General features: G+C 71.9%; 12 protein-coding genes. 2 read left to right on the top strand and 10 right to left on the bottom strand.

All coding sequences use genetic code 11. The features are described from left to right. The 8 genes from C1I95_RS23750 to ruvC form a co-directional block, all read right to left on the bottom strand. Positions 1-2,538, bottom strand: a 2,538-nt coding sequence (locus C1I95_RS23750; RefSeq protein ID WP_438941333.1) for a RelA/SpoT family protein, incomplete at its 3' end; no start/stop codon positions are given. A 173-nt stretch (positions 2,539-2,711) separates the two neighbouring features. Beyond that, positions 2,712-3,278 carry an adenine phosphoribosyltransferase gene (locus C1I95_RS23745; RefSeq protein ID WP_111216797.1) on the bottom strand — a complete coding sequence of 189 codons (567 nt, stop codon included), beginning with the start codon at positions 3,276-3,278 and terminating at the stop codon, positions 2,712-2,714. A 103-nt stretch (positions 3,279-3,381) separates the two neighbouring features. Then, complete coding sequence (gene secF / locus C1I95_RS23740) at positions 3,382-4,578, bottom strand: protein translocase subunit SecF (RefSeq protein WP_111216795.1); 1,197 nt, start codon at positions 4,576-4,578, stop codon at positions 3,382-3,384. Position 4,579: 1 nt separating this feature from the next. Further along, complete coding sequence (secD, locus tag C1I95_RS23735) at positions 4,580-6,469, bottom strand: protein translocase subunit SecD (protein WP_199523875.1); 1,890 nt, start codon at positions 6,467-6,469, stop codon at positions 4,580-4,582. A 284-nt stretch (positions 6,470-6,753) separates the two neighbouring features. Beyond that, a complete protein-coding gene (gene yajC / locus C1I95_RS23730) occupies positions 6,754-7,092 on the bottom strand; it encodes a preprotein translocase subunit YajC (protein WP_171023016.1) in 339 nt (112 codons plus the stop codon). A gap of 139 nt (positions 7,093-7,231) precedes the next feature. Then, on the bottom strand, positions 7,232-8,302 hold the full coding sequence (gene ruvB, locus C1I95_RS23725) for a Holliday junction branch migration DNA helicase RuvB (RefSeq protein ID WP_111216789.1): 1,071 nt from the start codon (positions 8,300-8,302) through the stop codon (positions 7,232-7,234). Continuing rightward, a complete protein-coding gene (gene ruvA / locus C1I95_RS23720) occupies positions 8,299-8,901 on the bottom strand; it encodes a Holliday junction branch migration protein RuvA (RefSeq protein WP_111216787.1) in 603 nt (200 codons plus the stop codon). The genes ruvB and ruvA overlap by 4 nt, the downstream gene beginning before the upstream one ends. Then, positions 8,898-9,425: a crossover junction endodeoxyribonuclease RuvC gene (gene ruvC, locus C1I95_RS23715; RefSeq protein WP_111216785.1), complete on the bottom strand. Its 528-nt coding sequence runs from the start codon at positions 9,423-9,425 to the stop codon at positions 8,898-8,900. The genes ruvA and ruvC overlap by 4 nt, the downstream gene beginning before the upstream one ends. A 214-nt stretch (positions 9,426-9,639) precedes the next feature. Between ruvC and C1I95_RS23710 the strand changes: the two genes are divergently transcribed. Further along, entirely contained in the window at positions 9,640-10,422 is a 783-nt protein-coding gene (locus C1I95_RS23710) for a 3-hydroxybutyrate dehydrogenase (RefSeq protein WP_111216783.1), read from the top strand. Positions 10,423-10,436: 14 nt separating this feature from the next. After that, positions 10,437-12,356, top strand: coding sequence for a helix-turn-helix domain-containing protein (locus C1I95_RS23705; protein WP_111216781.1), 1,920 nt, complete (start codon positions 10,437-10,439; stop codon positions 12,354-12,356). Positions 12,357-12,425: 69 nt separating this feature from the next. On the opposite strand, the gene C1I95_RS23700 is transcribed toward C1I95_RS23705, so the two are convergent. Continuing rightward, positions 12,426-13,025, bottom strand: a complete 600-nt coding sequence (locus C1I95_RS23700) for a TetR/AcrR family transcriptional regulator (protein ID WP_111216779.1) — start codon at positions 13,023-13,025, stop codon at positions 12,426-12,428. Between the two features lie 19 nt (positions 13,026-13,044). After that, entirely contained in the window at positions 13,045-14,607 is a 1,563-nt protein-coding gene (locus tag C1I95_RS23695; protein WP_111216799.1) for an MFS transporter, read from the bottom strand. Positions 14,608-15,023: the final 416 nt, after the last annotated feature.

Below are 15,023 nucleotides of genomic sequence, written 5' to 3'. Positions count from 1 at the left end.
CTCTTCGACCAACTCGCCCCAGATCAGGATCTGCCAGGCGAACTGCGGAAGGTCGATCTCGTCGGTGGTGTGCACGGTCGGCAGCGTGACGCCGTCGGCCTGCAGCCTTTTGCGGACCGTGGCGAGCAGGTGGCCCAGGTGCTTGGGGTCGGCCATCTCGAAGCTGAACCGGCTGACCGCCACCCGGTCGCGGGTGGTGGTGACGGTGGCGGAGAGGATGTTGACCCGCTCGTCGGAGAGCACCCGGGTGACGTCGGCGAGCAGCTTGTGCCGGTCGAGGGCCTCCACCTGGATGGCGACCAGGAACGTCGAGGCGGAGGTGAGCTTCCAGCTCACCTCGACCACCCGCTCGCCCTGGGCGCGCAGGTCCTCGGCGTTGGCGCAGTCGTCGCGGTGCACGCTGACCCCGCCCGAGCGGGTCACGAAGCCGAAGACCGAGTCCGGCGGCACCGGGGTGCAGCAGCGAGCCAGCTTGATCCACACGTCGCTGACCCCGCGGACCACCACACCCGGGTCGTGACTGCTCGCCCGGCTGCGCGGCGGCCGGGTCGCGACGGCCGTCTCGGCGATGTCCTCGGCCGCGCCCTCCTCACCGCCGTAGGAGGCCATCAGCTTCTGCACCACCGACTGCGCGGAGACCTGGCTGTCACCGACCGCCGCGTACAGCGACGCCACGTCGGCCAGGTGCAGATCCCGGGCGATCGCCATCAGGTTGTCGGAGGTGAGCATCCGCTGCAACGGCATGCCCTGCTTACGCATCGCCTTGACGATCGCGTCCTTGCCCTCCTCGATCGCCTCCTCGCGACGCTCCTTGTTGAAGTACTGCCGGATCTTCGTACGCGCCCGGGGGCTCTTGACGAAGCCCAACCAGTCCTGCGTCGGGCCGGCCGTGTCGGACTTCGAGGTGAAGATCTCGATCACGTCGCCGTTGGACAGCGTCGACTCCAACGGCACCAACTTGCCGTTGACCCGCGCCCCGATGCACTTGTGCCCGACCTCGGTGTGCACCGCGTACGCGAAGTCCACCGGCGTCGACCCGGTCGGCAACGGGATCACGTCGCCCTTCGGGGTGAAGACGTACACCTCCTGGCTGGACAGGTCGAACCGCAGCGCGTCCAGGAACTCGCTCGGGTCCGCCGCCTCCCGCTGCCAGTCCAGCAGCTGCCGCAGCCAGGTCATCTCGTCGATGTGCGCCGGCGGGCCGACGATCTGGGTGCCCTTGTGCTCCTTGTACTTCCAGTGCGCCGCGATACCGAACTCCGCCGTCCGGTGCATCGCGTACGTCCGGATCTGCATCTCCACCGGCTTACCGGTCGGCCCGATCACGGTCGTGTGCAGCGACTGGTACATGTTGAACTTGGGCATCGCGATGTAGTCCTTGAACCGGCCCGGCACCGGCTGCCAGTTCGCGTGGATCACACCCAACGCGGCGTAGCAGTCCCGCACCGTGTCGACCAGGATCCGCACACCCACCAGGTCGTAGATGTCGTTGAAGTCCCGACCCCGCACGATCATCTTCTGGTAGATCGAGTACAGGTGCTTCGGCCGCCCGGTGGTCTCCGCCTTGATCTTCGCGGCCTTCAGGTCGGTCTGCACCTTCTGCGTCACCTGCCGCAGCAACGCCTCGCGCTGCGGCTGGTGCTCCCCGATCAGCCGGTTGATCTCCTCGAACCGCTTCGGGAACAGCGTCCCGAAGGCCAGATCCTCCAGCTCCCACTTGATCGTGTTCATACCCAGCCGGTGGGCCAGCGGGGCGAGGATCTCCAGCGTCTCCTTCGCCTTCTGCTCCTGCTTCGGCCGGGGCAGGAAGGTCAGCGTACGCATGTTGTGCAGCCGGTCGGCCAGCTTGATCACCAGGACCCGCGGGTCCTTGGCCATGGCGACGACCATCTTGCGGATCGTCTCCGCCTTGGCCGCGTCACCGAGCTTGACCTTGTCCAGCTTGGTGACGCCGTCGACCAGCAAGGCGACCTCGCCACCGAAGTCCGCGCGCATCTGGTCGAGGGTGTACTCGGTGTCCTCGATCGTGTCATGCAGCAGCGCGGCGACCAGGGTGGTGGTGTCCATGCCCAGGTTGGCGAGGATGGTCGCCACCGCGAGGGGATGGGTGATGTACGGGTCGCCGGACTTGCGGTACTGACCCGAGTGCCAGCGCGCCGCGGTGTCGAAGGCCCGCTGCAACAACCGGGCGTCGGCCTTGGGGTGGTTCTCCCGGTGCGACGAGATCAGCGGCTCCAGCACCTCGCTGACCTGCGACGACTGCCACGGCGCGTTGAACCGGGCCAGCCGGGCCCGAACCCGGCGCCCGGTGGGCGCGTGGGACAGGGCGAAGCCACTGCTCGGCGACGGGTCGGCGACGGCTTCGAGAGGTACGACGTCAGCGCTCGCGGTCGTACGGGCCACGTCGCCGGTGGGCCGTGCCGCGCCGGATCCGTCGCCCGACGCCGGGGCGGCGCCGTTGCGGTCGGTCACCGAGCCGTCCGCATCGCCTGTCGGGTGCACCGTGCCCTCCACCGGAGGGGCGACATCGTGGGACACCGGCCTCCTCACCGCTCGCCGGGAATACGCCGACCGTGCGCCGGCCGGCCTGGTCTCGCGCCTTTCGGACGAGTCACCGCCCGGTCAGCAATGGGCAATGCTACCCGCACCGGGGGTGCCGTGCCGCTCCGCCGGACGGACCGTGCCGGGTCCATCCGGCGGCGGTGTTCGTCTCAAACAGTCAGCAGGGCATGGACGGGACGCGGCGCCAGCCGGTCCCGGCCACCGAGGAAGGACAGCTCCAGCAGCACGGTGAAACCCGCCACGGTGCCACCGGCCCGCTCCACCAGGTCCAGCGTCGCCGCGGCGGTGCCGCCGGTGGCGAGCACGTCGTCGACCACCAGCACGCGGTGGCCGGCGGTGAACGCGTCCTGGTGCACCTCGAGGGTGGCCTCGCCGTACTCCAGCTCGTAGGAGGCGGCGTAGGCGGGGCGGGGCAGCTTGCCGGCCTTGCGCACCGGCACCACGCCGACCCCGGTGGCGTACGCGATGGCCGCGGCGATCACGAAGCCCCGTGCCTCGATGCCGACCACGGCGTCGAAGGACTCCCGCCCGTGGTACGCGATGATCCCGTCGGTCACGTCCCGGAAGGCGTCACCGTCGGCGAACAACGGCATCAGGTCCTTGAACATGACGCCGGGCTTGGGAAAGTCGGGCACGTCGAGCACCCGGCTGGCCACCAGCCGGGCCGCCTCCGGGCCGCTGTCTCCGCGTACCCCGGTGCTGTGGGTCTCCGTCAAGGCAGTTCGCTCCCCTTCCACACGACGGCGGCGTCCCGCACGCTGCTCGCACAGCATGCAGGACGCCGCCTGTACCGTTCCTACCGGGTCGGCCCCGGTGGGGTCAGCGCCGCTTTCCGCCGCCCGGGCGGTTGCCGCCGGGGCGCCCGCCCCGGGCACCGCCGGAACGCTTGCCGGCCGGCCGGGCGCCCACCTTCGGGGCGGCGGCACCGGCCAGGGCAGCGGCTCCGGCCTCCGCCGCCACCGGCTCCTCGACCGGCTCGGTCCGGCGGGAGCTGGTCTTGGCGGCCGGGACCTCGCCCCGCGTCACCGCGGCCCGCCGGGCCTCCACCCGCTTGTTGTGCGCCGCGATCCGCGGATCGCGGTTCTTGAGCACCACCAGCAGCGGGGTGGCCAGCAGGATCGAGGTGAGGAAGGCCATGGCCATACCGACGAACAGCACCAGGCCGAGGTCCTTCAGGGTGCCCGCGCCGAGCAGGCCGGCACCGATGAAGAGGATGCCGCCGACCGGCAGCAGCGCGACCACCGAGGTGTTGAGCGACCGCATCAGGCTCTGGTTGACGGCCAGGTTGGCCGCCTCGCCGTACGTCTGGTTGTTGTTCGCGGTGATCCCTCTGGTGTTCTCCTGCACCTTGTCGAAGACCACCACCACGTCGTACAGGGCGAAGCCCAGGATGGTGAGGAAACCGACGATCGTCGACGGGGTGACCTCGAACCCGACAAGCGAGTAGATGCCGGAGGTGAGGGCCAGGTTCATCACCAGGGAGAAGATGGCCGCGATCGCCATGTTCAGCTCGAAGCGCAGGATCAGGTAGACCGTCACCAGCGCGATGAAGACGACCAGGCCGAGCAGCGCCCGGTTGGTGACCTGGCTGCCCCACGCCTCGCTGACCCGGTTGGCGCTGATCTGCGTCGCGTCGAGGCCGAACCGTTGGGCCATGTCCTCCCGGACGGCCTCGGCCTGCTCGGGGTTGAGCTGGGTGGTACGCAGCTCGTAGAACTCGCCGCCGGCACCGCCGACCTTCTGCGCGGTCACCACGTGGGCGCCGTCGCCCGCGGCGGTCAGCGACTGGTCCGCCGTGGCCTCCGCGTCCTGCATGGTGCCGACGCTGGTGGGAATCTGGAACGAGTTTCCGCCTTCGAACTCGATGCCGAGGCTGAACCCCCGGAACACCACGCTGCCCAGCGCGATCACCACCAGTACGGTGGCGACGGTGAACCACAACCTGCGCCGGCCGACGATGTTGAGGCCGGCCTCGCCCCGGTAGAGGCGGCTTGCCAGACCGTTCTCAGCAGCCATCTCAGGCCTCCTTGGCGCGTGGGTTGCGGGACGGGGACTGCTCCGACGACCGGGCCGGCAGCGCCCGGCCGAGGCCACTGACCCGCGGGGACAGGAACGCCTTGCTGCGGGCGAGCATCGTCATGATCGGGTGTCGGAAGAGGAAGACCACGAGCAGGTCGAGCACCGTGGCCAGGCCGAGGGCGAAGGCGAAGCCCTTCACCGTGCCGACCGAGACGATGTAGAGCACCACGGCCGACATGATCGTGATGGCGTTCGCCGAGATGATCGTCCGGCGGGCCCGGATCCAGGCCCGGGGGACCGCGCTGCGCGGGCTGCGCCCGTCCCGGATCTCGTCCTTTAGTCGTTCGAAGTAGATGACGAACGAGTCCGCCGCCACACCGAGCGACACGATGATGCCGGCGATGCCGGCGAGGGTGAGCGTGAAGCCGATCTGCCGGCCGAGCACCACCAGGGCGCCGAAGAGCAGCAGCGCCGACATGATCAGGCTCAGGAAGATCACCGAGCCGAGCAGGCGGTAGTAGAAGAACGAGTAGATGATGACCAGCAGCATGCCGATGCCGGCCGCGAGCAGGCCGGCCCGCAGGTGGCTGGCGCCCAGGGTGGCGGTGACGTTCTGCTGCTCCTGCGCCTGGAAGGTGACCGGCAGGGCACCGTAGTTGAGGTAGCCGGCCAGCTCACTGGCCTCGGCGTTGCTGAAGTTGCCGGTGATCTGAGAGTTGCCGGTAAGCACACCCTGGATCTGCGGCGACGAGATGATCGCGTTGTCCAGCACCACGGCGACCCGGCACTTGCCCTCGTCGCCGAGCGCGGTGGCGTCGCACGCCTGGCCCTCGTTGTGGAACGCCTCGCGGGTCAGGTTCGTCCACTTCTCCTGGCCGGACCCGCTGAAGTTGAGGCTGACCACCCACTGGGCGGTCTGGTCGCGCACCGCACTGGCGCTGGCGACGTCGGTGCCGAGCACCTTCGCCACGTCGAGCAGGTTCTTGGCGTAGCCGCCCTCGCAGGCAACGGCCGGCTGGTCCGCGTTGGAGATGGACGCCGGGGGCCGGTCGTCGAGCTGGAGGCAACCGATGGTCGGCACGTTGAACTGCATCTGCGCCGGCAGCACGGCGACCTCGCGGCCACTCAGCTCGGCGAACGGCTTGAGCTTCTCGGCCAGCGACGGGTCGGCGGTGAGGTCCGCCGGCGCCTGGAGGGCGCTCGCGGCGGCCCACGCCTCCGCGCCCACCTTCTGCTCGACGGCCTGGCGCTGTTCCTCAATGCTCTGCGGCACCGGCTCCTCGCTCGCCGTCGGCGACGGAGTGGCGCTCGGCGTCGCGGACGGGGTGGGAGTCGGGGTCGGCGCGCTGCCGCCCTGGCCGCCGGCCGACGGCGAGGAGGTGGCCTCGGCGTTCGGGGTGGGGCTCACGCTGCCGGACGGGCTCGGGCTACCCGTGGGCGTCGGCGCGGCGCTCTCGGTCGGCGCCGGCGACGGGAGCGCCCCGCTGCCGTCGGCGATCTTCAGGACCTTGCGGAAACGCAGCTCGGCGGCGCTGCCGACCTCGCTCAGGTCCCGGTTCTCGCCCGGCAGGGAGATGACGATGTTGCGGTCGCCCTCGGTGACCACCTCGGCCTCGGCCACACCGTAGGCGTTGACCCGGCTCTCGATGATCTGCCGGGCCTGCTCGAGGTTCGTCGCGGTCGGCGCCCGGCCGTCGAGCGTGTTGGTCGCCTCCAGCGTCAGCCGGGTACCGCCGACCAGGTCAAGACCGAGACGGGGCTCGAGCCGATCCTTCCAGCCACCGCTGGCACCGCCCGAGAAGAACACCAAAAGATAGAGGACGACGAGGATGCCCCCCAGCACGGCCAACTGCCGTCCTGGGCGCATCTGTCCCTGAGGTGGTGCCACGGCTGTCCTGTCTCCCTGTACGGTCGCGCCGCCGCTGACGCGGCGGCGGGTCGGCCGGGTTCCCGGCCAACGATCTGCCTTCCGACGGCGCCCGGGCTGACGCCGCCGCCTCGCATGGTCAACGCGGGCGCGTGGACCGCCGAGCCGGCGGGCCGACGCCCGGCGTCGGCCATCTATCCAGTTGTCTCACCACGCCTGTCGACGGCGGCCACCCGCCGGGGACGCATGCGGGCGCCGCCCCACCCGAGCGGCCGGCGGGCCGACAGCCCGGGTGGGTGCGATGCTCAGTCCTTGACGGCGTCGGTCTCCTCGGCTGCCGACTCGACGGGCTGCTCCGCCTTGGTGACCACCCGGGCGATCGCCGGACGGGCGTAGCGGGTCTGCACTCCGGGGGCGATCTCGAGCAGGACGCTGTCGTCCTCGACACCGGTGACCGTGCCGTAGAGCCCGCCGATGGTGACCACCTCGTCGCCCACGGAGAGGCCGGTTTGCATGGCCTCGGCCTCGCGGCGGCGCTTCTGCTGAGGGCGGATCATCATGAAGTACATGACGCCGAAGAGCAGAGCGATCATGAGGATCGGCGTGAAGCCTCCCGCTCCGCCGCCTTCTGCTGCGTAAAGCACGGTTGTCGACCTTCCCATTGGCCCCCGGGCCCGGAGCGTGAACACCGGAGCGGAGGCGGATTTTCACATCCTGTACAGACCGCGGCGAGTCTAGTCGCTGTATCTGGGAACGCCGAATGCGGCACAGATCACGTTCGGATCACGGCTCGCCGGTGTCCACGGAAAAGAGATCGGGCGCGGGAGGAGCTTCGGACGCAAATGTACCATTCGGCGGGGTGCGTCCCAGGTGGTGCCAGGCTGCCTCGGTCGCCACCCGACCCCGCGGCGTACGGGCCAGCAGGCCGGCCCGCACCAGGAACGGCTCGCAGACCTCCTCCACCGTGTCCGGCTGCTCCCCCACCGCCACGGCCAGGGTCGACAGCCCGACCGGGCCACCCCGGAACGAGTCGACCAGCGCGGTCAGCACCGCCCGGTCGAGCCGGTCGAGCCCGAGCGCGTCCACGTCGTACACGGTCAGGGCCGCCCGGGCCGTGTCGACCGTGACCACGCCGTCGGCGCGTACCTCGGCGAAGTCCCGCACCCGGCGCAACAGCCGGTTGGCGATCCGAGGCGTGCCCCGGGACCGGCCGGCGATCTCCACCGCCCCGTCGTCGGTGATCGGCACCCCGAGAATCCGCGCCGACCGGTGCAGCAGCACCTCCAACTCGGCCGGCGCGTAGAAATCGAGGTGCGCGACGAACCCGAACCGGTCCCGCATCGGGCCGGTCAACAGACCGGCCCGGGTGGTCGCACCCACCAGGGTGAACGGCTCGACGTCCAGCGGGATGGCGGTGGCACCCGGCCCCTTGCCGACCACCACGTCGACCCGGAAGTCCTCCATCGCGCTGTAGAGCAGCTCCTCCGCCGGCTTGGCGATCCGGTGGATCTCGTCGATGAAGAGCACGTCGCCCTCGGCCAGGCTGGTCAGGATGGCGGCCAGGTCACCGGAACGTTCGATGGCCGGGCCACTGGTGACCCGGATGCCGGTGCCCAGCTCAGCGGCCACGATGTTGGCCAGGGTGGTCTTACCCAGGCCAGGGGGCCCCGACAGGAGGATGTGGTCGGGCGGCGCGCCGCGCCGCATCGCACCCTTCAACAGCAGGTCGAGCTGGTCGCGGACGCGGTGCTGGGCGATGAACTCCGCCAGCCGCTTCGGCCGCACGCTGACCTCGGCGTCCCGCTCGGCGTCGGCCACGTACGCCGAGACCAGTCCGCCGTCGGACCCGGTCATCGGGTCCGGCCCAGCAGCCGGATGGCCTGCTTGAGCAGCACCGGCACCGGCGGGGTGGCACCGTCGACGGTCTCGGCGACGGCGGCCACGGCCTGGTCGGCCTGACCCGCCGTCCAGCCGAGCCCGATCAACGCCTGGCGGACCTGCTCCGGCCAGGCGCCACCGGTCACCCCGGCCGCACCGTCGACACCCACCGGGACCGGGCCGATCCGATCGCGCAACTCCAGCACCAGACGCTCGGCGCCCTTCTTGCCGATCCCGGGAACCCGGGTCAGCGCCGCGGTGTCGGCGTTGGCGATCGCCTTGCGCACCGCGTCGGGGGTGTGCACGGCGAGCACCGCCTGGGCCAGCCGCGGGCCGACCCCGCTGGCCGTCTGCAACAGCTCGAACAGCGACTTCGCGTCGTCGTCGGCGAAGCCGTAGAGGGTGAGCGAGTCCTCCCGGACGACCAGGCTGGTGGCCAGCCGGGCCGGCTGGCCGACCCGCAGGTCGGCGATGGTGCCGGGGGCGCACTGCACGGCCAGGCCGACCCCGCCGACCTCGATCACCGCGTGGTCCGGACCGGTGGCGGTCACCATGCCGCGCACACTCGCGATCATCTCGCTCCTCCTCGTCGCACCCGGTCCGCGGCGGCGGCCAGCTTCGACCGCGTGCCGCCGCGCCACACGTGGCAGATGGCCAGCGCGAGGGCGTCCGCGGCGTCGGCCGGCCGGGGCGGCTCGGGCAGCCGCAGCAGCCGGGTCACCATCGCGGTCATCTGCGCCTTGTCCGCCTGACCGGAGCCGGTCACCGCCGCCTTCACCTCGCTCGGGGTGTACGTCTGCACCGGCAGCCCGGCGCGCGCCCCGGCGAGTACGGCGATGCCGCTGGCCTGGGCGGTGCCCATCACCGTACGCACGTTGTGCTGGCTGAACACCCGCTCGACGGCCACACTGTCCGGCCGGTGCTCGGCGACCAGGTCGGTCAGCGACCGGTCCAGGTGCAGCAGGCGCGTCGGCAGCTCGTCGGCCGGATCGGTGTAGACGACGTAGTAGGCGACCAGCGCGCAGGGCCGCCCGGGCACCCCCTCCACCACGCCGACCCCGCACCGGGTCAGCCCCGGGTCGACGCCGAGCACCCGCACGTCGCCTCCTCCCCGCCCGCCGGGCAGTACGTGTGTTCGACACCCTACCGATGCCGCCGACACGCCGCGCCGCGGGACACGCCCGCCAGGTAGCGCCGTTCCCGCGTCGTCACGTCGGCGCGGCCCTGATGTCGCCGCCGACCACACAGTGCCGCGTGAGTATGTGCCGCAACCCCATGTGCGCCCGGCCACACAGCTCGTAACTTCTTGCGCCATGACGGCAGAACCAGTGGCGGTCCCCCACGTCGTGAACGTCGACCTCGCCGGCCGTACCGCCCTCGTGACGGGCGGCGGCAGCGGCATCGGCCGGGCCTGCGCCCTGCGGCTGGCCGCGGCCGGCGCGAGCGTGCTGGTGGTCGACCGCAACGTCGAGGCGGCCAAGCTGGTGGCCGCCGAGGCCGGCGGCCGGGCCGAGGGGGTGGACCTGGCCGACGTCGAGGCGGTGGACCGGCTCGACGCCGATGTGGACATCGTGGTCAACAACGCCGGCCTGCAACACGTCGCCCCGGTCCAGGAGTTCTCCGTCGAGCGGTTCGAGCACCTGCACCGGGTGATGGTGGAGGCGCCTTTCCTGCTCATCCGGCGGGCGCTGCCGCACATGTACGCGCAGGGCTGGGGCCGGATCGTCAACATCTCCTCGGTGCACGGGCTGCGTGCCTCGCCGTACAAGGTGGCGTACGTCGCGGCCAAGCACGCCCTGGAGGGACTGTCCAAGGTGGTGGCGCTGGAGGGCGCGGCGCACGGCGTGACGGCCAACTGCATCAACCCGGCCTATGTGCGCACCGCGCTGGTGGAGAGCCAGATCGCCGACCAGGCTGCCACCCACGGCATCCCGGAGACCGAGGTGGTCGAGAAGATCATGCTGGCCCGGGCGGCGATCAAACGCCTGATCGAGCCCGAGGAGGTGGCGGAGCTGCTGGCCTACCTCTGCTCGCCGCCCGCGGCGTTCCTCACCGGCGCCTCGATCGCACTCGACGGGGGCTGGACGGCGAACTAGTGAACTCCCGCACAATGTCCGTCATGTCGTCACCGGTGGAGTTCCTGGAACTGCTCGCCCGCGAGGCGGCTGCGGTCGAGTTCGAGGGACCGCTGGTCGCCGCCCGGTCGGCCGGGCTGCCCGCCGACCGGATCGCCGAGTTGGAGCAGGCCAAGACCGTGGCGCTGCGGGTACGCGCGCTGCTGGAGCGCCGCCGCCGCCGGGAGAGCGAACTCTCCGGCCTGTACGACACGGTCAGCGACCTGGCCGGGCTGCGCGACCTGGACGACGTGTTGCGGGCGATCGTGCACCGGGCCCGGCACCTGCTCGGCGCCGACGTCGCCTACATGACCCTCAACGACGAGGAGCGCGGCGACACCTACATGCGGGTCACCGACGGCTCGGTCTCGGCCCGGTTCCAGCGGCTGCGGCTGCCGATGGGCGCCGGCCTCGGTGGCCTGGTGGCCCAGTCGGGTGCCCCGTACGTCACCGCGAACTACCCGGAGGACGACCGCTTCCACCACACCCGGGAGATCGACGCCGGGGTGGGCGAGGAGGGGCTGGTGGCCATCCTCGGGGTGCCGCTGCGGCTCGGCTCCACCAGCATCGGAGTGCTCTACGCGGCGAACCGCTCGGCCCGGCCGTTCGCCCGGGAGGAGGTGGCGCTGCTGCTCTCGCTGGCCGCGCACGCCGCGGTGGCGATCGACACCGCACGACTGCTGGCCGAGACCCGCGCGGCGCTGGAGGAGCTTTCCGCGGCCAACACCACCATCCGGGCGCACAGCAGCTCGGTGGAACGGGCCGCGGCGGCCCACGACCGGATGACCGCGCTGGTGCTGCGGGGCGGCGGGGTGGAGGACGTCACGGCCGCGGTCACCGAGGTGCTCGGCGGGGCGCTGCTGGCCCTGGACGCCGAGGGGCGGCGGCTGGCCCGGGTCGGCGAGATCGACGAGCCGGACCGGGTGGACATCGTCGAGGCGGTGGCCGCGTCCCGCACCGAGGGGCGCAGCGTACGCCGGGGTGCGCTGTGGTATGCCGCGGTGGTGGCCGGTGCGGAGAACCTGGGCGCGCTGGTGCTGCACCCCGAGGGTGAGCTGGCCGATGCCGACCAGCGGATCCTGGAACGCGCCGCGCTGGTGACCGCGCTGCTGCTGCTGTTCCGGCGTACCGTCGCCGAGGCGGAGGGCCGGGTCCGGGGCGAGCTGCTCGACGACCTGATCGCCCGGCCGCTGCGCGACACCGACGCGCTGCGCAGCCGGGCCCGCCGCCTCGGTGTGGACCTGGACGCCCCGCACGTGTTGGTGGCGGTCGGCGAGGACGCCATCGCGGCGACCGGCTCGGCCCGGCAGCGGGTGCTCTCCTGGGCCACCACGTACGCCTCGACCCGGGGCGGGCTGGCCGCGGCCCGCGACGGCCGGGTGGCCCTGATGCTGCCCGGGCAGGATGCCGGCGGCAGCGCCCGCGCGGTGGCCCGGGACCTGTCCCGGATCACCGGGCGGCCGGTGACCGCCGGGGCGAGCGGCCCGTCCATCGGGCCGGCGTCGCTGGCCGCCGCCTTCCGGGAGGCCGACCGGTGCCTGACCGCGCTGGGCGCGCTGGGCCGGGCCGGGCAGGGGGCGAGCACCGCCGAGCTGGGCTTCGTCGGGCTGTTGCTGGGCACGGTCGGGGACGGCGGCGACGCCGACGTGAGCCGGTTCCTCGCCGCCACCGTCGGCCCGGTGATCGACTACGACGCTCGTCGGGGCACCGCCCTGGTGCGGACCCTGGAGGCGTACTTCGGGGTGGGCGGCAGCCTGGCCCGGGCGGCCGAGCAGCTGCACGTGCACGTCAACACGGTGACGCAGCGGCTGGAGCGGGTCGGTCAGCTGCTCGGCGCGGACTGGCAGAAGCCCGAGCGGGCCCTGGAGGTGCAGCTGGCGCTGCGCCTGCACCGGCTGCGAGCGCCGGCCGGCTGAGCCGTACGGCCGCAACGGGGGCGGCCGTACGGACGGCCGATGCGGCCGGGGCGGCGGGCGGTGCGGGCGTCAGCCGGCGCGGATGCCGGCCAGGACGCCGTCGACGACCTTCTCGGGGAGGGTCGCCTCGTCGAGGTCAGGATTCCAGTTCAACACCCGCTGGATGAGCATCGGGCCGGTGAGCATCGCCATGGTCACCTCGACGTCGAGGTCGGCGCGGAGTTCGCCGTCCCGGATGCCACGCCGCAGCACCTCCCGCATCACCGCGCGGCGGGGCTCGACGATGCTCTGGTAGAACGCGTACTGCTCGGGGCTGCGTTTCACCTCGGGCACCAGGCAGGGCATGATCTGCGCGGCGCGCGGGTCGACGTTGTGGCCGATCGCGCTGACCAGCGTGATCAGATCCTCGCGGACCGAGTGGCCGGCCGGCTGCGGCGGGTTGCCCTTGAGCCTACGCAGAGCGTCGCGCAGCAGTGCGTCCTTGCCGGGCCAGCGGCGGTAGATCGTGGCCTTGCCGACCCCGGCCCGCGCGGCGATCGACTCCACCGAGATCGCCTCGATCGTGCTGCCCTCGGCGAGCAGGTCCAGCGTGGCTTCGATGATCGCCTCGTCCGCGCGGACGCTCCGCGGCCGGCCGGGCGGCCGCGGAGCGTCTGCGGTGGTAGTCATCTGCCTATTGTCCCTGACGTCACGCGGTGCCGGCCAACTCGGGCTCGCCCGCCGGTGCCGGCACGTCGGTGGTCGGCCGGCCGGGCATCCAGCGCAGGGCCACCAGGATGCCGGCTGCGGCGACCAGCGCGGCCAGCGCCGCCGCCCAGTGCATGGCCGAGACGAAGGCGTCGTTGGCCGCCGTGACGAGCGGCGGGGCCGCCGGGCCGAGCTGGCCGGCAGCGGCGTACGCACCCGAGATCGACTCGCCGGCCGCCTCGCGCGCCGCCGCCGGCAGGTCCGCCAGGGCCGGCTCGATGCCGGAGCGGTAGCCCGCGGCCAGCACCGAGCCGATCACCGCCACGCCGAGCGCGGCGGCCACCTGCCGGATGGTGTTGCTGACCGCGGAGCCGACGCCGGCCTTCTCCCGGGGCAGCGCCGACATGATCGACTCGGTGGCCGGCGGCATGATGTTCGCCATCCCGGCACCTTGCAGGAAGAAGAAGACCAGCACCACCCAGATCGGCGTGGTGGCGTCGACGAAGGCGAACGCGCCCAGCGCCACCACGGTCAGCAGCAGTCCCACCACCGCGACGGCTCGTCCGCCGTACCGGCGCACCATGGTGGCGCTGCGCGGGGCGAAGACGAGCTGGGCGACCGCGAAGGGCAGGAAGAGCAGGCCGGTCTGCAGCGGGCTGTAGCCGCGCACCAGTTGCAGGTAGAACGAGCTGAAGAACATCACGCCCATCGCGGCGAAGAAGACCAGCCCGATCATCGCCACCGGTGCGGCGAAGCGCGGCACCCGGAACAGGCGGACGTCCAGCGACGGGTGGGTGCTCCGCCGCTCGTGTGTGACGAACCAGGCCAGCACCGCGAGACCGCCGAGGATCGAGGCCCAGACCAGCGGTCGGCCGAACCCGTGCTCGCCGCCGTCGATGATCCCGTAGGTCAGGGCGACCAGGCCGACCACCGAGAGCAGTACGCCGAACGCGTCGATTCGGCCCGGCTTGGGGTCCCGCGACTCGGGTACCAGCAGCGCCACCAGCACCACGCCGAGCGCGACGACCGGCACGTTGATCAGGAAGACGGAGCCCCACCAGTAGTGCTCCAACAGCAGGCCGCCGAGCACCGGCCCGATCGCCACCGCCAGGCCGACCGCGCCGGCCCACACCCCGATGGCCCGCCCCCGTTCGCGCGGGTCGAAGACGTTGGAGATGATCGACAGGGTCGCCGGCATGATGGCCGCGCCGCCGACCCCCATCAGCGCGCGGGCCGCGATCAGCTGCGCGGGGCTCTGCGCGTACGCCGAGAGCAGCGACGCCAGCCCGAAGAGGACCAGGCCGATGAGGAGCATGCGGCGCCGGCCGGCCCGGTCGCCGAGGACGCCGAAGGTGAACAGCAGCCCGGCGAAGACCAGTGTGTAGGAGTTGATCGACCACTCCAGCTCGCCCTGGCTGGCCCCGAGACCGTGTACCGGGTCGGCGAGCGTACGCAGTGCGACGTTGAGGATGGTGTTGTCCAGGACGACCACGAGCAGGCTGATCACCAGCACCCCGAGGATCGCCCACCTCCTCGGATGTCCGGTGTTCTCGTTCGGTTGCATCTCCGGCACCCCCCGGTTTTCGATACGGTCCCGTCCGTAATCGATGCTGAGCCTAGGTCCGGCATTAACGATACGGAACCGGATCGTATCGAATGTGACACCGGTCACCGGTATCGACAACGCCGCCCCGGCCGGACCGGACACGGCGATCGTCCCCCAATTTCCCGATGTCCGTTTGGCGGGCCGTTGCGCCGGCCGGCGCGGCCGGGTGTGACGCGCGGCATCGTCGGGGCGGAATCCTGGGCGGGTGGCCGGCGTTGTAAACCCTGGCTGACCAAGCAGGGCCGCCCCGCCCGACCAGGGCGTGTGCCGCGGCCGGCAGATCCCGGGAATGACCCGCCCCGGTCAGTCGTTGTACACCGTCCCGGCGCCGCGAAGAGCCCCCGAGCCCGCGACACCGCCGGCCAGATCCTCAC

The organism is Micromonospora craterilacus (assembly GCF_003236315.1).
GTDB classification, from domain to species: Bacteria; Actinomycetota; Actinomycetes; order Mycobacteriales; family Micromonosporaceae; genus Micromonospora; species Micromonospora craterilacus.
The sequence above is the reverse complement of the archived record's forward strand: the minus strand, read 5'-3'. Positions and strand labels throughout refer to the sequence as shown.